This is a genomic window from Lentibacillus kapialis (genome assembly GCF_014646635.1).
Taxonomy (GTDB): domain Bacteria; phylum Bacillota; class Bacilli; order Bacillales; family Amphibacillaceae; genus Lentibacillus; species Lentibacillus kapialis.
This window is the reverse complement of sequence record NZ_BMNQ01000025.1, coordinates 1-20,980: the sequence shown is the minus strand read 5'-3', so window position 1 is coordinate 20,980 and position 20,980 is coordinate 1. Positions and strand designations below refer to the sequence as shown.

16 protein-coding genes and 1 pseudogene are annotated in these 20,980 nt (G+C 43.3%); 4 read left to right on the top strand and 13 right to left on the bottom strand.

What is annotated here, in order from left to right; all coding sequences use genetic code 11:
* Nucleotides 1–277: 277 nt before the first annotated feature.
* From IEW67_RS18465 to IEW67_RS09885, 4 genes and pseudogenes are all read right to left on the bottom strand, one after another.
* Nucleotides 278–2,068, bottom strand: a pseudogene (locus IEW67_RS18465) (M28 family peptidase).
* Nucleotides 2,069–2,812: 744 nt separating this feature from the next.
* The gene (locus tag IEW67_RS09895) at nt 2,813–3,061 is read right to left on the bottom strand and encodes a helix-turn-helix domain-containing protein (RefSeq protein ID WP_188632909.1); all 249 of its coding nucleotides are present in this window, start codon (nt 3,059–3,061) and stop codon (nt 2,813–2,815) included.
* Nucleotides 3,062–3,066: 5 nt separating this feature from the next.
* Complete coding sequence (locus IEW67_RS09890; RefSeq protein ID WP_188632908.1) at nt 3,067–3,216, bottom strand: YvrJ family protein; 150 nt, start codon at nt 3,214–3,216, stop codon at nt 3,067–3,069.
* Nucleotides 3,203–3,838 (bottom strand): sigma-70 family RNA polymerase sigma factor, encoded by a 636-nt coding sequence (locus IEW67_RS09885; protein WP_188632907.1) that lies wholly within the window; start codon nt 3,836–3,838, stop codon nt 3,203–3,205. Before IEW67_RS09885 ends, IEW67_RS09890 begins: the two co-directional genes overlap by 14 nt.
* A gap of 589 nt (nt 3,839–4,427) precedes the next feature.
* Here IEW67_RS09885 and IEW67_RS09880 point away from each other — a divergent pair.
* Entirely contained in the window at nt 4,428–5,879 is a 1,452-nt protein-coding gene (locus tag IEW67_RS09880; RefSeq protein ID WP_188632906.1) for an NADP-dependent glyceraldehyde-3-phosphate dehydrogenase, read from the top strand.
* A gap of 366 nt (nt 5,880–6,245) precedes the next feature.
* On the opposite strand, the gene IEW67_RS09875 is transcribed toward IEW67_RS09880, so the two are convergent.
* From IEW67_RS09875 to IEW67_RS09840, 8 genes are all read right to left on the bottom strand, one after another.
* Nucleotides 6,246–7,928: an acyl-CoA dehydrogenase family protein gene (locus IEW67_RS09875; protein ID WP_444543266.1), complete on the bottom strand. Its 1,683-nt coding sequence runs from the start codon at nt 7,926–7,928 to the stop codon at nt 6,246–6,248.
* Between the two features lie 14 nt (nt 7,929–7,942).
* On the bottom strand, nt 7,943–9,463 hold the full coding sequence (locus IEW67_RS09870) for a class I adenylate-forming enzyme family protein (protein WP_188632904.1): 1,521 nt from the start codon (nt 9,461–9,463) through the stop codon (nt 7,943–7,945).
* Nucleotides 9,460–9,858: a MerR family transcriptional regulator gene (locus tag IEW67_RS09865; protein ID WP_188632903.1), complete on the bottom strand. Its 399-nt coding sequence runs from the start codon at nt 9,856–9,858 to the stop codon at nt 9,460–9,462. Before IEW67_RS09865 ends, IEW67_RS09870 begins: the two co-directional genes overlap by 4 nt.
* 719 nt (nt 9,859–10,577) lie before the next feature.
* Nucleotides 10,578–11,657, bottom strand: coding sequence for a YkvI family membrane protein (locus IEW67_RS09860; protein WP_188632902.1), 1,080 nt, complete (start codon nt 11,655–11,657; stop codon nt 10,578–10,580).
* A 380-nt stretch (nt 11,658–12,037) separates the two neighbouring features.
* Nucleotides 12,038–13,150, bottom strand: a complete 1,113-nt coding sequence (menC, locus tag IEW67_RS09855) for an o-succinylbenzoate synthase (RefSeq protein WP_188632901.1) — start codon at nt 13,148–13,150, stop codon at nt 12,038–12,040.
* Nucleotides 13,151–13,171: 21 nt separating this feature from the next.
* A complete protein-coding gene (locus tag IEW67_RS09850; protein WP_188632900.1) occupies nt 13,172–13,960 on the bottom strand; it encodes a GNAT family N-acetyltransferase in 789 nt (262 codons plus the stop codon).
* Nucleotides 13,957–15,096 carry an amidohydrolase gene (locus IEW67_RS09845; RefSeq protein ID WP_188632899.1) on the bottom strand — a complete coding sequence of 380 codons (1,140 nt, stop codon included), beginning with the start codon at nt 15,094–15,096 and terminating at the stop codon, nt 13,957–13,959. Before IEW67_RS09845 ends, IEW67_RS09850 begins: the two co-directional genes overlap by 4 nt.
* An 80-nt stretch (nt 15,097–15,176) precedes the next feature.
* Nucleotides 15,177–16,043: a MurR/RpiR family transcriptional regulator gene (locus IEW67_RS09840; protein WP_188632898.1), complete on the bottom strand. Its 867-nt coding sequence runs from the start codon at nt 16,041–16,043 to the stop codon at nt 15,177–15,179.
* Nucleotides 16,044–16,800: 757 nt separating this feature from the next.
* Here IEW67_RS09840 and IEW67_RS09835 point away from each other — a divergent pair.
* The 3 genes from IEW67_RS09835 to IEW67_RS09825 all read left to right on the top strand — a co-directional run bounded on the left by IEW67_RS09835 (nt 16,801) and on the right by IEW67_RS09825 (nt 20,387).
* Entirely contained in the window at nt 16,801–18,819 is a 2,019-nt protein-coding gene (locus IEW67_RS09835) for a DEAD/DEAH box helicase (RefSeq protein WP_188632897.1), read from the top strand.
* Between the two features lie 18 nt (nt 18,820–18,837).
* A complete protein-coding gene (locus IEW67_RS09830; protein WP_188632896.1) occupies nt 18,838–19,791 on the top strand; it encodes a hypothetical protein in 954 nt (317 codons plus the stop codon).
* Between the two features lie 326 nt (nt 19,792–20,117).
* Nucleotides 20,118–20,387: a hypothetical protein gene (locus tag IEW67_RS09825; protein ID WP_188632895.1), complete on the top strand. Its 270-nt coding sequence runs from the start codon at nt 20,118–20,120 to the stop codon at nt 20,385–20,387.
* A 287-nt stretch (nt 20,388–20,674) separates the two neighbouring features.
* Here IEW67_RS09825 and IEW67_RS09820 read toward each other — a convergent pair.
* A partial coding sequence (locus tag IEW67_RS09820; protein ID WP_188632894.1) for a transposase occupies nt 20,675–20,980 on the bottom strand: 306 nt, incomplete at its 5' end.

Genomic DNA, 20,980 nt, shown 5'->3' with positions numbered 1-20,980 from the left:
GTAAATTTCTCGTTTTGAATGCCATAAAATGAACTTTCCGAAAAGGTCCCCTATATCAAGACACTCACTTGATACAGGGGAATAAGTTTAAACAGCACATCTATTTCCGGACTTTAAGTTTCCCCCCTCCGGAAAAAGCTCATAAGGTCAATGAAAATCTCATCTTCTTCTGTTACATAGCCATAAAGCAAATTTTGACTGGAGTGAGGTGAAGCGAATGGCCTTGACAGTTTAAAGCGTTCACTCCACCTGCCCCCTTACCTTTCCAATACATATATCATTCAACAGCCTGATTAGCAGTCTGAGTTGCGTCCTTTAGAGCTTGTTTCAACACTTCAATAGCCTTTTTAAAATCTTCCTTACTGTCGTCTTCCAAGGCTTGTTTCAGTGCTGGCAGAGGTTGTGCGGCATACCCCGTATCACGACCCGGCGCCCAAATTTGATGTTTATACCAGGTTCGCCCCGGAAGCCCTTGAGACCGCGTTAAATTGCGTTCCTGTTGAAGAAGTGCTTCATTTATTTTTTGAAGGTCTTCACATTCAGAGAGATGAACCTCATCTGAGATCAAATTGTCGACTTGATTCTCCAGCGATGTCAGTGCTAATTTCCATGCTTGAGCTTGGTCAATAACTTCAGAAAGATCAACGCCAAATGTATATGTCTCATTGAAATCCCTAAGCAATTGAATGACGCGATCCGCATACTTGGAGTAGCGGAACGGCAATACGTCGGCATTTGCAAAACGCAAAGCCATCAACCCAACCATTTTAGCTGCAGCTCCCTGGTGTTCGTATCCCGGATCGACAAACTTTAAGGAATCCAAATTGGCATAGGCACTGTGATACAAACCGGTCGGATAGCCGAACCCAATGTCTGCCGATGCTATACCGAGATGCTGAATAAAAGGGGTGTAGTCCGATCCGCTGCCCAGATACCCTATGGCCGGTGTATTGTTGTCAGACCTGATATACCAATCATCATAGATGGATGTAGCAACTTGGCCGGATCTTGGTTCAACAATTTCTTTTGTTACCTCGAACATAATATCCTCAATGGAAGGAACGGCAGAAGCCCCAAAAAATTGCCCCGCTGTCCCATCCATATTAAAGTAAGCAACGGCATTTTGTATAAGATCCTGAGCCTGATCTTCTGCCCATTCGGTGGAGCCCAACAGACCATACTATTCACCGTCCCATCCGGCGATGATAATAGAGCGCTCAGGCTGCCACCCTTTTTGATATAATTCTCCAAGAACACGAGCCATTTCCATTGCCGTTACCCATCCCGATATATTATCTTCTGCACCATATACCCATGCATCGCGATGGGCGCCAACGACGACTTTTTGTTCAGGATATGTCGAGCCTGGTATCTGCGCGATGACATTATTGACACCGCGTCGTTCATAGTCAATGTCCAGTGATAGCCGTACCTTGGTATCGCCTGGTCCAAGATTATAATGAAATGGTAAGCCACCTTGCCACGACTCTGGAGCCTTTTCCCCCTCTAATGCATTTAGAAGATGTCTTGCTTGTCCATATGACAAAGGAGTAGTAGGAATCGTCGGCAAAGACTCGGCTTCATCCGGGTCCAGACGCTGAACACCTTCTTTCGACGGCTCACCAGGTGTTAACGGGTCTCCCGGGTATTCAGCAAGCTGGACAATACTTCCGCGCTGAATACTGTCTTCCGGGCGCCAAGGTCCATCCGGGTACACTTTGCCTTGCACATAGCCATCGTCAATAGGATCGGAATAGATTAACATTCCGATGGCACCGTGTTTGGCAGCTTGTTTCGGTTTGATTCCGCGATAGGTTTTGCCATAACGGGTGATCACGATCTTTCCTTTGACAGAAATCCCTTTTCGTTCGAGTTCCTCAAAGTCTTCAGGCCTTCCGTAGTTGGCATAAACCAACTCGCCTTCCACTGTACCGGACGGTGAGTATGCGTTGTAGCCGGGAACAATTTCATCAGAAAACGGCGTCCCGGGAGCCACATCCTCTATAACATCCAGGTCCCGTTCTTCCGGTTCGGTCTGTTTAACCGAAATGTGCTTCGGAACCGACATATACACATCATACGACTCAATGTAAGCATCAAGTCCCGCTTTTTGAAGCTCTTCAAGACTATAATGAAGCGCCACTTCATTCCCGTACGTTCCAACACGGGAAGGCCGGCTTGCCAAATGTCTGGAATACTCGGCAATTGAATCGTTGCTTACATGTTTCGAAAATACCTGTTCATACTGACGCTCCTGTTTTGCGCTTTGTTCAGAAAAACCCATCATGCGGTTCATTCTAAATTCCTCCTTGTCATTTAGTGAACTTCCGGAAGTCTATTTGTTAATAAGGGAAAAGTCATCAAAAAATACAACATAGCTTTAACTTTTTTGTGATTAGAAAAACTCGGCATTCGTCTTGTGAGTGCCGAAGCTTATAAGGTCATCCATCATTTATACTTTCTGACGTTATAAAAAATGATGGCTGTTCACCAAAATCTATGGTTGACAAATCAGATGTCATTTTGACGGAAGCAGTCGCCTCGGAAAAACACTAGTGTGCTCGTCGTGTTGCAAGTTTTTCGGTGAAGCAGCACTCCTCGCAACTCGTAGCTCATTCGGTGGATGTTTCGCTCGTCGCTTTCCGTGGGCTTGTCCTCAGCCTCCTCGAAACAGAAAGTCGCTTTTTCTGCGGGGTCTTCACACGGCGCATTCCCACAAGAGTCTCCGTGTTTTTCCTCCGCTAGCTAGTTTTACTACTATATTCACAATTCAATCATAGATTTTGGTGTTGACCCAAAAATGCTAGATTCTTCACTGATTGCTATTTTTTTCTGACAAGTCGCTAATGAATTCTCTGAATCCAGGTGTGTCATCCGTTTTAAATTTATCAACGGCCTTGACGATTCGAATCCTTAACTCTTGCTCAAGATCTTCGCGTTCAAAATTTCCGGTAAAGCGACTGGTTTGTTTAATTTTCGGATCAAAGCGGTGTATGATTTCTTTGGTGGATTCCGAATCATTTGTTTTAGCGTGTTGAACAAGGTAATACAATCTACGCATATTTTTCACCCTTTTTCACGAATTTTTTTAATAAGATGACGTACAACCTGATCAGGACGACCAAATCTTTTATTTAAACGAAACATGAGATATAGAACAATGAATATAGGAAAGCCCACATCTTGAACCAACTTAACCCAATCAACGAAAGACATGTCTCTTTTCCCCCTTCTGATAACATTCTTTTAAATTATCTAAGGAAGTCTTCAAAATTTTTGAAATGGATTGTTGTGACACCCCTAAGTTACGTGCTATTTCCTTTTGGGTCATATTGTGCACATAATAGCTATCCAAGACTTTCAATTGCTTGTCAGTTAGTTGGGTCAAAGCTTTTTGCAATTGTAAGTCTTCAACCTGAGCCAAAAGACCTTCTGCCTCAGACGTATCATCGCCATTATGATCCAGCAGTTGATCCTTGTAGGTTATCGTTGAAGATTCTTCTTTTATTTGAATCGGCTGATCAAGAATCGGTAAATAATGCGTCGCGTTACGATGTTTTTTGATTCGAAAATCCTTTGCATAACGCCATAAAACCTTCGCAATGTAATTGATGAAGCGGATTTCCATATAAAATTGCCTGAATGCTTGATCCAGTTTTCGCCAATTGTCCTCTGTGGGAAAACAAATAGCTGTCGTAAATAACTGATAATGAGACTCCTGGCTAAGAAAACGTTGCACAACATAATTGGACAAAGCCCAACTATGCTGCGAAGTAAATGTCTTAAATGTTGTTTGTGCATCTGAATCAACATGCCTCGTCAGTGAATTAAAATCCATTTTTTCCCTCCTTTCTATACAAAAAGGGTTTTCACAGAAAAAGTACAACCTTTTAGGGAACATTTGTTCTGTTTAGTATAACAAAACTGCCTTGAAATAAAAAAGGAGCCATAAGGCCTATCTGAAAATGAGGACTTTTATCACGTACCACAATTTATTGGCTTAAATATGACAGAAAATTGTATTTCCGTATGTGCTTTTCGTATTTATGTATAAGATAAGGATTATCCAAAATAGCGGGGAGGTAATTGACATGACAACTTACCACATCCTGATGGTGTCAATCTCAATCATTTCTTTAATCGTGGCTATACTATCTTATGTTCATAAAAGAAAAAATAAATAGTTGTTATTCAATCCGTTAAGGCTTAACCCCCTCAAATTACTTTTTAAAGGGGGTTTTTTATCAATGTCTCAATAAAAAGTCATTCGACATAATGTGACAAAATCCGGGAAGTGACAGGCACCAGAATCCCCATTTTTAAAAAATTCATTTATTTTTAATTTTTCTGTTGATTTGGTAGCGCTTTCTAACGTATGCTAATAGACATACCTTTTAGGTTAAAATAAATTGGAAAGGATTGGTGCGATGAACAAGGTAGAAGTCATCAATGCATACCCATTTTTGTTAAACGGAGAGTGGAAAGACAGCACGTCGGAAAGGACGATTGAGATTGAATCGCCATCCGGCGCTGAAACCCCGGGCGTGCAGGCGATGACCGAAAGTGAAGTGAATGCTGCTGTGACAGGGGCGAAAGACGCCCAAAAGAATTGGGCCCGGAAATCCTTCGCTGAACGTGCGCAACTGCTTTATGCCTGGGCGGATGAACTGCTCCTGATGAAGGATGAGATCGCAGAGACGATTATGAAGGAAGTCGGAAAAGGATTTGCTTCAGCAGAAAAAGAAGTCGTCCGAACAGCCGATTTTATCACATATACAGCTGAAGAAGGGAAAAGACTGCACGGTGAATTGATTAACGGCGGCAGCTTCAACTCAGGGAGTGCCAATAAGTTTGCACTGGTGAACCGGAACCCTGTCGGCGTCGTTCTCGCCATTTCGCCGTTTAATTATCCAGTCAATTTGGCGGCAGCGAAAATTGCCCCGGCTTTGATCGGCGGAAATGCGGTCGTTTTCAAGCCTGCGACACAAGGAGCCCTCAGCGGCACACTCATGATTAAAGCCCTCGACATGGCGGGACTTCCATCTGGGCTTGTCAATCTTGTGACAGGAAAAGGATCGGAAATCGGTGACCACTTAATCACACACCCTCAGATCGATCTGATTAATTTTACAGGCGGTTCAGAAACCGGCAAGTCCATTTCTCAAAAGGCAGCAATGGTTCCCGTCATTCTTGAACTGGGTGGCAAAGACCCGGCCATTGTGCTTGAAGACGCTGACCTGGATAAAGCAGCGGCCGATATCGTCAGCGGTGGATACTCGTACTCCGGTCAACGCTGCACAGCGATTAAACGTGTCCTTGTCCAGGATGAAAAGGCAGACGCGCTTGTTGCAAACATTAAAGACAAGATGGATAGCTTAAAAATCGGTGCGCCTGAAGATAATGCCGATGTCACGCCACTGATCAGCAGTAAAGCTGCCGATTATGTAACGGGATTAATTGACAATGCGATTGAAAAAGGAGCCAACGTTGTAAGCGGAAATCACCGTGAAGGCAACTTAATCTATCCGACACTGCTTGATGGCGTCACCACGGATATGAAGATTGCCTGGGAGGAACCGTTCGGACCAGTGATTCCGGTGCTTCGCGTGAAGAACGTTGATGAGGCGATCAGCATTGCCAACGAATCGGAATACGGTCTTCAGGCAAGCATTTTTACAAAAAATATGGAACAGGCGATCCAGATCGGTCATGAATTGGAAGTCGGATCCGTTCAAGTTAACGGTAAAACCGAGCGCGGTCCTGATCATTTTCCTTTCCTCGGCGTCAAAAGTTCAGGGGTTGGGGTACAAGGCATTCGCAAGGGCATTGAATCGATGACTCGTGAAAAAGTCACCGTGTTGAACATGACCCAAGGATAAATAATAATAATAAAGTTGACGCCATTGATGTTATCTGAAACAAGATAGCACGTTTTATTTGACGAAGTGGGACGAAATTGTCCCGGATGAGTAAAATACATCCCGTCAAAGTTAAAAAAACCAGTCCCTCATCACGGTCATACATGACCGGATGAGGGACTCATTTATCCATGTTGCGATCTCCCGAGCAAACCACATTGCCTGTATCATGTTAAATATGCGAAGGACAGCCACCTAGTCGTCTTGGATATAACTAAAATGATCAGCTCGAAAGACGAACAATGCTAAGATTAGCGAAGTATATTTCCTTAGCAGGTTATATGTTCTAACTAATTCCTTAATATAGCCACTTTTGTCCCGAAAAACCTAGACTATGATATCAAAGTGTTTTAACACCACTGGATTCTCCTGAAATTCATCTTCGTTCCATAGATGATGAAGAAATACGTCTGAGATCGCCTGTTGCCGCTTATTGTTCTTAGTAAAGGCTTCGACTGCGGTGACACTCTCTAATATATCTGTGAATTGCTTAGCTATCTTTTTGCCATAATAGGTTTGTTTATCCTCAGACAATGTTCTGACAGCTTCTATTCTTTCGATTAAATCGCTTATTCTAGATTCCATAAATTCTGCCCATGACGTCACATTCGCAGAACTTTCTTTTTCACCCCCTGCTTGCGCTTGTACTGCTGACAATCGGCCTCTCATTTCCTCTGCAAAAATTTGTTCGACTTTATGCTTTTTAATCAGCCGCAATACTTCCAGGGCGAGTATATTTTCGGTTCCTTCCCAAACGGTTAATACCTGTGCATCCCGTAATAACCGCGGTGTGACGAAATCCTCGATATACCCATTCCCGCCATGCATCTCAATGGCTTCATGCGAAAAATGAATGGCTTGTTTAGCTGTTTCCACTTTTAATATTGCAACATAAAGCCGGAATAAAATGCGTTCTTTGTCGGATGCTTCTGCCTTTAAACCGGTCCCCATGACTTTATCCATTAACGTTATCATGTCAAATACGGCATTCATTTCAATTTCTTGTTTGGCTGCGAGAATGCTTAATGTTTCCTGAATCATTGGATAATGGATTAACGTATTGCCAAATGATTCACGGGATTTTGCATAATCCCTAGCCTCTACATAAGCACGACGCATAATCCCCAAAGAAGAGATAGCATTGGAAACACGTGACAGATTCAAAGCTTCGATCATATAATAAAAGCCTTGATTTTCTTCCCCGACTAAATAGCCTTTCGCCCCTGTCAATTCAATTTCCGCTGAGGGAACCGCCCGGACACCTAATTTATCCTTTAACCGACGGATCCGAAGCCGGTTGTCAGCCCTGTTTTCTTCCCATGGAACAAGAAATAAGCTCAAACCCTTTGTCCCTTCCGGCGCACCATCCAAACGTGCCAATACCATCGCAACACCACAGGCACCTGCATTACTGGCAAAATATTTCTCACCGTAAATCCGGTAGTATTCCCCTTCATTTACCGCCTCTACGTCATTAGCGCCAACGTCAGAACCTCCCTGGCGTTCAGTTAAAAAAGTTGCGCCTTCATATAGGTCGACATCGCCTGTTGCCAGAACATGCGGCAGAAATGTTTCCTTTAATGATTCAGAAGCATAATGATCAATCAAATAGGCCGTGGCCATCGTGAGTGCAACCGGACAATCAAACCCTGGCTCCGCATGCGCCAACAAGTAATTTTGTGCATATGAATAAACGTAATTGCCCTTATGCCCAAGCTCTGGAATATTTTTATGAACATAACCCACGATGCCGGTATTATAGGTTTCCTGTACGGTTTTCTGGTAGCCTTCATTAAGCCATACGTGCGACACGTCATTGCCCATTTTGTCATAGCGAATCAGTTGAGGCTGGCCTTCGCGGTCTGTATGAACGGCCCGCCTGTCGATGTCACCAGCACACAATGCCCCAAAATCGCTCAGTTCCTTATCTGCCCACTTGAAAAATTCCGGAGATAGACGTTCTTCGATTATTCTTTGCAGGTTTTGGTCTTCCGTGTAAAAGTTATCCATCATGTCACCCTCCATTAGCGTGTTTCAGACCTATGTTCACGCAACTGATTCTTTAACAATTTCCCTGTCACATTCCTTGGTAGCGCTTCCATTTTTTCGTATAACTTCGGCACTTTATAATGAGCTATCTTGCCTTCCAAAAAATCACGGCACATGGCCTCCACATTATCTGTGTCCTCTTCAAGAACAACAAATGCTTTGACTGTTTCTCCCCAATCAGGATGTGGAACACCGACGACGGCCACTTCAGCAATTTTAGGGTGGGCGCTTAATACATTTTCGATTTCTTTTGGATAAATATTGACACCGCCGGATATGATCATATCTTTTTTCCGGTCTATCATCCAATAGTAACCGTCCTCATCCCGCTGTGCCATATCACCTGTATAAAACCAATTATTCTTAAGCACCGCTTTTGTCTTCTCTTCTTCTTTATAATAGCCCTTCATATTGCCTTCACCGCGTAAAATAATTTCGCCAACTTCCCCCGTTTTAACTTCTGAACCAGACTCATCTACTACCTTGATTTCACATTGAAGGGCACTGCGTTTCCCTATGCTCCCGGCTTTTGTATCTTGTGCATCAAACGTTAACAACGTCCCATTCGGTCCGGCTTCAGTTGGTCCATATACACACATTAACCGGTCGGTGGCAAATGCATCTTTCACAAAACGAACATCATGCTGTGATAAAGGAGCCCCACCATAAACCCAATAGGCCATCGATGTTAAATCATACTGCGCAATATCGGGATGTTTAGCTGTGGTCAGATAGGCTACAGGCGCACCGAAAAAATGCGTTGTTTTTTCTTTATCCACTTTTTCAAGCAATCCTTCCGTAGAAAACGTCGATGCAAGAACATGCGTGGCTCCGACATAAGTGCCTGCAATCAGAAATAAATGCAATGGCGCCGAATGACTTAACGGCATCATATGAAGAATCCTGCTTTCTGGCTTCATCGTCATTTCGATGCAGATCATCGTAGCGACCGTCAAAATATTCCGGTTCGTAAACACAACCCCTTTCGGATTGCCTGTTGTACCGGACGTATATAATATCGAAGCTTCGTCCCCTTCCGTTAAATTACATGGTATGTCATCAGGCGACCCCTCCTCAAGCAACGTTTCAAACGAATACCAATCTTCCTGCTCCTTTCCTGTTTTTATATAAACCAGATGCGCCTCCTGCGGCAGATTTCTCACCTGTTCAAATACTGCATCGTGGGTCACGAACACTTTCGCATCACATTGTTTCAATATATACATGATTTCCCGTTGCACAAGTTTTGCGTTAATCGGAACAATAATCGCACCCAACCGGTGAACAGCAAAATACGTATATAAAAATTCCTTTGTGTTTGGCATATGCAGAACGACCTTATCGCCTTTTCTAACACCGCGTTTCTGAAAACTGTCTGCCAGTTGATTAACAAAACGATTCCATTGTGCATACGTAATCCGGTCAGAATCTGTTACAATCCCCTCGTGATTCGGATTTTTACTTGCTTGGTGAGCAAGCAGCCTGGATATATTCACTCTTTATCACGCTCCAATGCGTTTAATTTCTTTTGAAAATCTTTCATCAAGTCCTCCATTTCCGAACGAAGCAGTATTAAATCATTGATTTGAGCTGTCACCTCCTTTATTTTACCCTCACCATAAGCCATCGTCTTCTTCAGTTGGGACGTACCGGATGGATCGTGATCAAACAGTTGAATCATTTCCCGGATTTCAGTCAGGTTAAATCCATACTTTTTTCCACGACGAATCAAACGCAAACGAACGCATTCTTTTTTTGAAAACAGACGCTGATCCCCTTCACTGCGCTCCGGCTGAAGCAAACCAATCTCTTCGTAGTACCGAATGGTTCTCGTCGTAATCCCAAATTGTGTGGCAAGCTCTGAAATGGTATACACCACATGTTCATCCATAAAAATCACCTTATTTAATTTTCTAATAATTATATTATCATTGACGTTAACGTAAAGTTCAACTGGGAGATATGTATGGCCAAAGTAATGTGCAGTTCTATTAAAGATTCTGATTCCGTTATTCTCTTTTTTCGCTCACGTTTCACTCGAATAGCAGGGCGGGGAGCCGTTCTGTCCGGAATTCCAACATCGACGGATCCTCATTCCGTTATTTGTATCGATTAGAGCTTTTTCACCATATCAGCGGATCCTCATTCCGCTATTTCCTCTTTTCGTCTTAGTTTTGCCCTGTTTTCACCCAAATAGCGGAATGAGGATTCATTGCAGCACTAAAAAGAGTGATTTATGCCCATTTAGCGGAATGAGGATCCGTTAGGTATAAATAACTTAGGTTAAGCGGATCCTTTCTTCCGTTTACTTCTTGGAAACGTGGACCTGGGCTGGGGCGCTCCCAGGACAAGATTCAACTGTGCAAAGTGCGGCATATTACAAACATACATGGACAGGGCTATAAATTGTCGGACTTTCCCTAACATGGCTAGAAAGAAAAGGGCTGGGCCGTACCCTGCCGAGTTTTCCTAACCTTGAAGTACAAAGAGGCCACAAGTACACCACCCTATAAAATAGGGTGGTGTACAGTACTGCACTTTTTAACTCTCTTCACCAATCAACATTCAAGAAAATTTCGAGTCGTTCCTGCAACTGAACACTAAGAATCCTTAAATTTTCGAGATCGTAACTGCATTCTTGCTATCTTTCTTACGTCCCCAAAGCCAGGCAATAAATATAGCTACAATCAGTATAAAACCTAAATAGCCTGTAATCGGATAAACCGAACCAACCAGTTCAGTAAAGCCAACAAAACTGGCACAGAATGACAGAACGCTGACCACGATAACACTTCCCTTAAAACGTGGGGTTCCCGGCTGGACAAAACGAGCTGTGAAAGCATATAACATGCCAACTGCCGTATTGTAAACCATTCCCAACAGAGCAATTGTCATCAAGAAACCTAGCACGGGTGATAAATTGGAAGCCAGAAGCAATGTCGGCATTTCAGCTCCTTCAATGACACCAGCATTCATAAATAGCCCCAAATTAATTAAAAAGAGTAGAAGTCCCAGTCCCAAGCCGCCTAATAAACCACCGAAGCTCGCCACCTTTTTATTTTTCACCGTGCCGCCTATGATCGCAAGCATGGATATACCTGCAGCAATATTATACGAGACATACAACATACCGCCGATCAGCCAATTAGGCGCAGCGGATGGATGTTGCGAGATGGTACTGTCAAGTTTAGCCAGTCCGGTTTGATTCGTTATAATAGAATAAATGGCGATTACAAAAATCAACAGGAGTAGCAGCGGCGTAATCATACTAATAATCGAAATCACCTTTTTTACATTCAGACAAAGTGTGAGTATTACCAATAATGTTAGGATGAATGCACCAATCATTGGAGAAATACCAATTTGTTGCTGAAAAATAGACCCGCTTCCTGCAATCATAACGGATGCCACGCCAAACAGGAAAAACGTAACCAGATAATCAATGATTGTTCCAACGTACTTACCGCAAATGTGATAAATGACTTCTTTATGAGAAGTGGTTTGCAGCCGTGAGCCAATCTGCGTAATCTGCATTCCCAAAAATGCAAATAATACAGTAGCAACGCCGGTCCCAATTAAACTCATCCAGCCAAAGCTCGTGAAAAACTGCATGATCTCTTGACCCGACGCAAAGCCTGCTCCGACTAACAACCCAATATAAGCGCCCGCAATTTGCAAACTTTTTTTCATGTAATAAACTCCTTATTAGAGGTTGTTCAAAAAGTCCGGTAAACATGACACTTCGAATTTCTTCGTTGGCTTGTTTCTCCGCTCCTTGGAAAAGAAAAACACTTTTCCTGTGTGCGAAGCGGATTCAGGGCAGCATTACTTGTACTCATGTATCTAAAGGCATACCCTTTCGCTGCTCGAAACTGCGCCGCCTCGAACTTCTTGGTCCTTTTTATTCTCCTTTTTGAACACGCACTATTATAACAATATTTAGATAATTAACTGAAAAGAAAATCACCTCCCCCCCCTTAGCAAGGACGGTTCGCAGGTGATGTTTTTCCGCCGAATAACGACATTGGTAGAATCACGCATGTGAATCGCCACTTTTTCATTGCCCTCGCTTAGACATGAAACGTATGGACATCCACCGTAAACTGCTCCAACGCTTCTTCATCGATCGCATAACCGATGCCAGGCTGATCCGGCACCCGAATCATGCCGTCTTCCACATTCACTACTGGTGTAATAATATCTTTTTCCCAGTATAGCAACGATCCGGCCGTATCTCCCGGCAATGTAAAGCCCGGCAAAGTCGTCAGCGCAATGTTATGCGCTCGTCCAACCCCAGCTTCCAGCATACCTCCACACCATACATCGATGCCATTGTTCCGGCAATAATCATGAATCCGCTTGGCTTCCGAAAGTCCGCCAACACGTCCAATTTTAATGTTGATGATCTTGCAGCTTCCCAGTTCCACTGCTTTTCGTGTATCTTCAAGCGAATGAATGCTTTCATCCAGGCAGATCGGCGTCTGCATATTAGCCTGCAATGTCGCATGATCAATGATGTCATCATGCGCAAGTGGCTGTTCAATCATCATCAAATTTAAAGCATCAAGTTGCTTCAAATGTTCCATGTCATGTAATGTATACGCAGAATTGGCATCCGCCATTATTGGTATCTTCGGAAAATGCTGTCGAACACTTTGCAGCACATCGACATCCCAACCCGGTTTGATTTTGATTTTAATCCGCTTATATCCGTCATTTACGAAATAAGCCACTTTATCCAGAAGCGCCTCAACAGACGGTTGAATCCCAATGCTGATGCCCACATCGATTGCTTCCTTTTCGCCGCCTAATGCACTCGCGAGCGTCTGATTATTTTGTTTCGCATAAAGATCCCATACGGCGCCTTCCAACGTTGATTTCGCCATATTATTCCGCTTGATTGGCTCAAAGAGAGCAGACACATCGTCAGGGTGGGAAATCGCATTGTCCTGCAAAACCGGAATCAGGAAATCCCTCATGACATGCCAGTTAGTTCCGACCGTTTCTTCACTGTACCACGGATAGGAAAAGGCTACTGACTCTCCGAATCCGCGGTTTCCCTCACCATCGATTGCTTCTGCGATAAAAAAATCTTTATCCTGCATCGTGCCAAAACTTGTCGTAAATGAATGCTTCAAGTGCATGTTTAATTTTCTTAACTTTATCTGTTTAATTGGGTTCATGACGATCCACTCCCTCTCTATTCATTTGGTAAACACGTAGTAACTATAACCTTCATCACTCCGCAACAGATCCACTGCTTGAAAACCCCGTTCAAACAATTGCTGAAATACGTTCCGCGTTTTCATCCGCCATTCTTTAGCAAGTTCAAAGTTGGTTTGTTTGACTTTTTGAAAATTCCTTGGAATCGCTACAAAATAGGCGTTATCGATTAAAAAATCAGCCGTATAAAAAGCCGTCTTGATTACCGGTGCACCATATCGATCACCATCAAGCAGGACATACTCTTCCTGAAAGTGGACAGCAGGCTTTGAAGTCGAACGGATTATATCCCATGTCATATGAATCCGATCTGAGGGGAGTCCTTGATTTAAATCATCTTGCATGGAACCGTAATAATTCGCCTTGTACCATGAACCGACCGCTTCCAGTTTATTCAAATTCAAGTAAGCATTTTGACTTTCGAGCGGGTCAAAGGTCCACGTAATCATACGGTACCCCATCCTGCTGGCAATCTCCGCCTGCTTCAACTTGAGACGGACGCCGAGACCACTCGTTTGATATGCCGGTAAAATACCCATCATGTGGGAACACAAATAAGAAATACCATCTTTAAAGCCGGCAAAGCTATAGAGATAGCCTACCATAAGCGCTCCGTCATAAGCTCCCAGCAAAATACCCCCATTGTTAAGCGCAGTGAATGTTTGGTGGACAGGAATGGGATCCATATGCCATACCGCCGATTCAATCTTTTGCACCTGGTGCAGTTCCGCCATCGTTGACAGAGGTTTGACTGTTAATTCCGTCATCATTCTTCCCCCCTGTTGTACATCTTGGCTGTTCGCGTTAAAACATCGGTTAGGATTGATACAGCAGCCGGTATCATACGTCGATCAAACGTCATCTCCGGATGGTGCAAGCCAGGCCTTAAATCACAGCCAATTGCCAGCATCGTTGCTTTTAAAGACGGCCGCTTGAGCGTATAAAAATGAAAATCGTCACCGCCTGTCGTTGTAATCATCGGTGCTGTGCCAGCTTCACCTGCCTGTTGCATAATCGCCTCTTCCATCATGCCACGAGCATCATCATCGAGCACGGCAGCAGCCACATCAGCGTTCGTTTCCAAGTGAATGGCAACCTGATGATAATCCCCGAGCATCGACGCAATTTTGTCTACTCTATCATTCACCTGTTGCATCACGTCATTATTTTGAGCACGGAGATCCAACGAAAAGGTAGCACTGCCGGGAATGATATTGGAGCTATTTCCACCAGCCTCAAACGCAGTCATCTTAACGGAATAGGGGATTCGCGGATCAACCTGGATGTTATTCAAATGTTGAAAAAACTCACTGCCCACTTGTATCGCATTCGCGTTTAAATGCGGGCGTGCCCCATGCGCATCTTCTCCTTGAATAGTGCCTTTGATAAACCTTGCAGCCCCGTGTTGAATGGCTGGAGCAAATTGGCCATTCGCCAGTTCCTCCGCCGGGCGCAAATGCATACCGTACAGAAAGTCGACATCATCCACGACACCCTTCTCGACCATTTTCAGAGCACCGGTCCCTTTCTCCTCGGCCGGCTGAAATATAAAACGGAAGGTTCCCGTTTCTGATATACCGTTTTCCATCATAGTCAGAAAAACACCAAGGGCAATCGTCATATGCGCGTCATGCCCGCAGGAGTGATTAGCTTGGAATGTGCCATGAACCTCCTGCCACAACGCATCCATGTCTGCCCGTAAAGCAACCACCGGAGCACCCTTACCGATGTCAACCACGATGCCAGCACAATCATCATATGTCTTGACCTTACAATCAAACCGGGAGACCAATGATTGAATATAGGTACTTGTCCCGGTTTCTTCCCAGCTGACTTCCGGATGCTTATGCAAATAATCAAAGATTCGGTCGAGCTCATCTGCTAGCTTATATTGGTTCATTTCCATATAGTTCTGCCTCCATTATGTTAGAAAAACTCAGGTCTAGCCCACTTATAGCGAGTGCCGAAGCTTTTTTCATAAGGTCATCAATTTATATTTTTTGACGTTGCAAAAAAATCTTGTCCGTCTATAGCATCAAATCGTGCGGCACGCTTTTGAAACTGGTCCGCATTTTCCAACGAAATGGCTGATATAATACTATTGGTGATAGACATCACGGTTGGTGCCACATCGAGAGTGGACTTAGCCTGTAGCTGTACTGGCAGTGTAAGACTGGCATACTTGGTAACCGGTGCTGCAGGCGAATCGGTAAATGCCATGACAAATGCCCCTTGCTGTTTAGCCAGTTTAGCAAGATGAATCGTGTCTTTCGCATAGCGATGAAATGAAAAAACGACCACAACACTTTTTGTGGTAAGCTCACTGATTCGTAGTAACACATCGTCCACATGTGGCTGATAAACCCGTGTTTTCCCCAGAATCAAATCAAGTGCAAACGCAAACCAGCTTGCCAATGCATGCGAAGAACGAACACCCGCAACCAACGTTTGATCAGAAGAAGCTAATGTTGCAACCGCCGTTTCAAGTTTGGCTTCAGATAATCGGTCCATGGTTTGCTGAATCGCTTGAAGATCATTCGCCATCAAAGCTTTTACAGAATTAGACGCCTGTCCACCGTACGTCTCGGATTTTTGCCCGATAAATTCTGTTAATGTACTCCGTTCAAAAAGCTGATGCTGAATATCTGCTTGCAGCGCTCGATAACCACTGTAACCCAACTTCTGACAGAAACGAATCACCGTTGACTCGCTGACCCCCATTTTTTTGCCGACTTCCTCAGCCGAATTCATCGCAAATAATTTTGGATCATCATGTATATACGAAGCAATCTTTAACAGTTGTTTTGAGAACGCATGCTGTTTAGACGAAATTTTCTGATATATTTCTTCCATAGAAAAACCTCCTTGATGAAGCAGAAGGTAATGAAGCATATCCTTCATATTAAATGTTTAGAAAAACTCGGCATTCGCCTCGTCTTATAGCGAATGCCGAAGCTTTTCTTAATAAGGTCATCCATAATTTATACGTTCTGACGTTATAAAAAAAGCAAAACCTTTATAATGAATTAAATCTATCATAGATATTAACGTTTGACAACATTTTTTATTGAATGAAAAATCCCAATAATTGCGAAGCATACAAATAGACACTTCATCCAAGTAGTCTACTTCATCTGATGAATTTGCCTTATTTCTTGCTGTTCTCGCGCAAAATTCAAAGAATACCGCACGATTTCACTATAAGTGCGTGTTCAAAAAGGAGGATAAAAGGACCAAGAAGTTCGAGGCGGCGCAGTTTCGAGCAGCGGAATGTAAGCTTTTAGATACATGAGCATAAGTAATGCTTCCATGAATCTGCATCGCACGTAGGAAAAGTGGTGTTCTTTTCCAAGCAGCGGAGAAACAAGCCAACGAAGAAATTCGAAGTGTCATTTTTACCGGACTTTTTGAACAACCTCTATCATGGAATTTATTAAATAAAATGCTGTCTCATGAATACGACAGCAATGCAGGCATCGGTGTGAAGATTTAATGGAGGACTAACTCAATCGCAATTACACCTGTCATTTCTTCCTTCTTTCATACACCTGTGATAGAATCATAGTATAGTCTCAGTTCACGTACTAAGGATAAAGCGCAGGTGTGATTTATGGAACGATATCTGTTTAAAATAGACAAAGAATTACTTGATCTGCAAGCTATGGAAATGGACGATGCACTGTGTACGTTCTTTCAGCAAATGAATATAGCTGAAGATAAATTTGAAATGGAAAATGATTATGGAGTGAAGCGCAAATTTTCCATCAACTGGGATGAGCAGCTGCTTCAGGGAAGAGGAATCAAAGGCTTTTTTGCCAGTTACAATTCAGCCTATTTATGGATCAGTCTGACGGCAGATCATCGAATAATGGTGAGCGCACAGGAGGATATTGCAACGATTGACGAATTACATAACCAGAATCATGCACAGACGGTTCTGCAAAATCTGGCGCATTTTAACAATCATGACAACGCATGGTTTCAACTCTATAAATCCGCAGAGAAATTCCAGTTGAATCCAAATGACAATCAACTGCTTTGCCTCCCGTATTTACGTGAAATGGAAACGTTTGATTATCAAATTAAAACGGTTAAATCTGTCCTTAGCCGCTTTAAAGGCCGCGTCATGTTCAGTGATGAGGTTGGTCTTGGTAAAACAGTTGAAGCCGGCATGGCCATGCTCGAATATATCATGCGCGGACTTGCACGAAAAATTTTAATTCTTGTACCGCCATCCCTCGTGCAGCAATGGGAACAGGAAATGAAGCGAAAATTTAATCAGGATTTCATCAGAGCCGACGATCCGGCATTTAAAAAAATGGGCGACGCTGCATGGGGCCATTACCAAAAAGTCATTGCCTCAATCGATACCGCCAAACGAAAAAATCACCGCTCCCCTATCAGTCAAGAGTACTACGATTTAGTGATCGTTGACGAGGCACATCATATAAAAAACAGACGGACACAAAAGTGGCAATTTGTAAATGCTATTAATAAGAAATATATTTTTCTTTTGACGGCAACACCAGTACAAAATCATCTCGAGGAGCTGTATAATCTTATCACACTGTTGAAACCAGGCCAGCTTAACACATACAGTTACTTTCGCAAACATTTTGTTGAAGGTAAAGAAGGTATCGAAGCCAAAAACGTTGACAAGCTAAAAAGCCTGCTGGCTGATGTGATGATACGCAATAAGCGCAGCAATGTGGATGTGACGTTCACAAACAGAACAGCCTACACCAGGACGGTAACCGTTTCACAACCCGAAAGAACATTATATGACAACTTAAGCACGTTTATAAGCAACAACTACGAACGACAGGGCAATATACTGAATCGCTTTCGATTGAAGAACATGCAGGAGCAAATCGGAAGCAATATTAACACCATCATCCCCTCACTTGAGGGGCTGGCAACAAACGAAAAATTATCGGCATTTGACCGGAAGGCAATGCAGCGGTTTCTGGATGAAGCACGCTCAATTGCATCAGATAATACAGCAGGTCATAAGAAAGCAAAAGAAGTGGCGTCTATTTTACAGGAGTTTGACGGTAAAATGATCGTTTTCACGAAATTTTCCGCTACGCAACAATACTTAAGTAATTTCCTGAAGAACTGCGGTTTTAAGGTAGCTGAATTTCATGGCAGTCTACGTCGCAAGGAAAAGGAAGAACAAGTCACTTACTTTCGAGAAGAAGCTGATGTTTTGGTCAGCACCGAGGTCGGCGGTGAAGGACGGAACTTGCAATTTTGCAATGGCATGATCAACTATGACCTGCCTTGGAACCCCATGGCGATTGAACAGCGCATAGGCCGTATTCACAGAATCGGGCAGGAGCGCGATGTTTTCGTCTACAATCTGGTGGCTGAGGAAACCATTGAATACTATATTCTTGATCTCCTGGACCGAAAGATAAATATGTTCGAGCTGGTTGTTGGCGAGGTTGATGCCATTCTGGGCGATATGGAAGAAAAAGAAGACTTCTCCGAGATGATCATGAAGGCTTGGGTTGAAGCTGAAGACACCGGGGATGTGGAAGCAGAGCTGAATGAAATCGGTGAAACGATGCTGCAGAACAAACAAAAATTAATCAAGCGGCGAAATCTTGATGACACTTTATTTTAATCAAAGGAATGGTAGCATATGAAGCTACAGCAATTTGTAACCGAAACAGTGGAAACACTCGGCGGAATGGTCATACCCGTGGAATATGGTCTGTGCCATGTCCTGATCCCTGAAAACTACGCCTCCTATTTCCAAAATAAAACAGAATTGAAGCTCTCCTTTGACTTCGAAGTCGCCGAGGAAAACCCGGACTCTGAATTTGTCACCTTTGGAAGCTATGTGCTGGAACAATTATTGACCCTTGTTCATGAGAAGGCACAAACGACATTACGTTATGCCGACCTTGATCGGCTGAAACTCGGTAATCCACAGAAAAAAATCGAAATGTTTTTACAGGACGAACAAAGCAAAATAGCCATTGGGTCAGAAAGAGCCGTGTTTGGTCTCTGGACTGTTTTTCAATACCATATTGCGCTGGCGGCAGATGAAGTAACAGAAACGAAACACCAAGTCTGGGTTAATATGCTGACAAATGAAGTGGATCCCGTAATGCAACAGAAACAGGATCACATTATGTATCAGGAACAGGTACCTTACGTTTATCCAATCCCTGTTCAACCAGATATGGAAACAGCACTTCAACAAGCAACCACACATGTTAAGGAAAAAAGTGAGCAACAGAAAAACGAACAAATCGACCAGCACCAGATCAGCAAAGATATCAGCCGAATCAATCATTATTACGACGCCCTGATAGCGGAAAATAACAAACGGGCAAACCGTAAAGGACTGAGTGAAGCAAAACAGCATGAAATCAACGCCAAAACTGAGACAATCGAACTGGAACGGGACAAACAGCTGCAAGAAATCTATAACAAAGCAAATGGAGAGATCAAAATCAATCTTGAAAATGCCATTATATATTTCGTACCGCTTCTCGAATACACTTTTAAGCGCCAACGCAAAAGGGATCAGGACCAGGAAAAACTCTTTTATAATCCGATCACCAAAGATTTTTTTCGCATAGCATAATTTCCTTACCGTTTGTTCCCGCTCTTGCTTTAGCTTCTACTAGCGCTTCCGTACGTGAAGCCGGTCCATAATGTTATCATTTAAACAAAAAGCAAATTAATCACCCTTTAACGATTAGCGACCTCCACATAGAAAAAAGTGTCATGTCATCAGCTGCTCACGACACCTTTTCTTGTCGATGGTGGGAGAATCGCCACCCAACTTTCCCGATTCGACATAATTCAACAAAACCCGGGAAGTGACAGGCACGAAAACTAAGCAGAAGAGCGCGGACATCGACAGAAGGGCGCAGATATCAGCAGAAGAGCGCGAACATCAGCAGAAGAGTGCAGACATCAGCACAAGAGCGCGAACATCGGCAGAAGAGTAGCGGACATCAGCAGAAGAGTGCGGACATCGACAGAAGGGCGCAGATATCAGCAGAAGAGTGCGGACATCGACAGAAGGGCGCAGATATCAGCAGAAGAGCGCGAACATCAGCAGAAGAGTGCGGACATCAGCAGAAGAGCGCGAACATCGACAGGAAAGGAATCCACCAGATTGAAATCACAATTAATATCCCATTAGAAAAACTCGGCATTCGCCTTGTATTATAGCGAATGCCGTAGCTTTTTGTATGAAAATAACCCTTAAAAAAGACAATACCAAACTATGCCCTTCATATTTCAATTTTTTGAAGAGCTTCAAATTAAAATAAATGCTATTAAATGATTTCTGTCTAAGCTGTTTCCCCTTCTGATGACGTTACTTCATATCCCTTCTTTTTTTCCCTTGTCGTTTCATAATCCTCTTTTGGTGTGCCGAAATTCGATTCTCTTGCTTAAGTGAGGAAAGCGTGCACTCTACTGCCATTGTCTTTAATGCCTTGTTTCCTTTAGTTGATTTACTGTCTTTTTTTACCGGCACTTTCATTATTTCCTGGACTTACACCTGCCCAGGAAGCAAGGTATTTGGCTGATTGAAACACCGACATATCAACACCGATTTCCTCAATAAAAGTGGCTGCACCGGATTTATTGACACCAGGGATTGTGTCCAACAGTTCAACTTCCTCACGGTATGAAGATAGGCACTGATCAATTTGTTCTTCCAATTGCTTAATGGTTTTTTCTAAATAAATCATATGATCCCAGTGATATCTCAGCATATCGCGATGATGACGACGAACACGGCCGTTAATAGCCTTTGC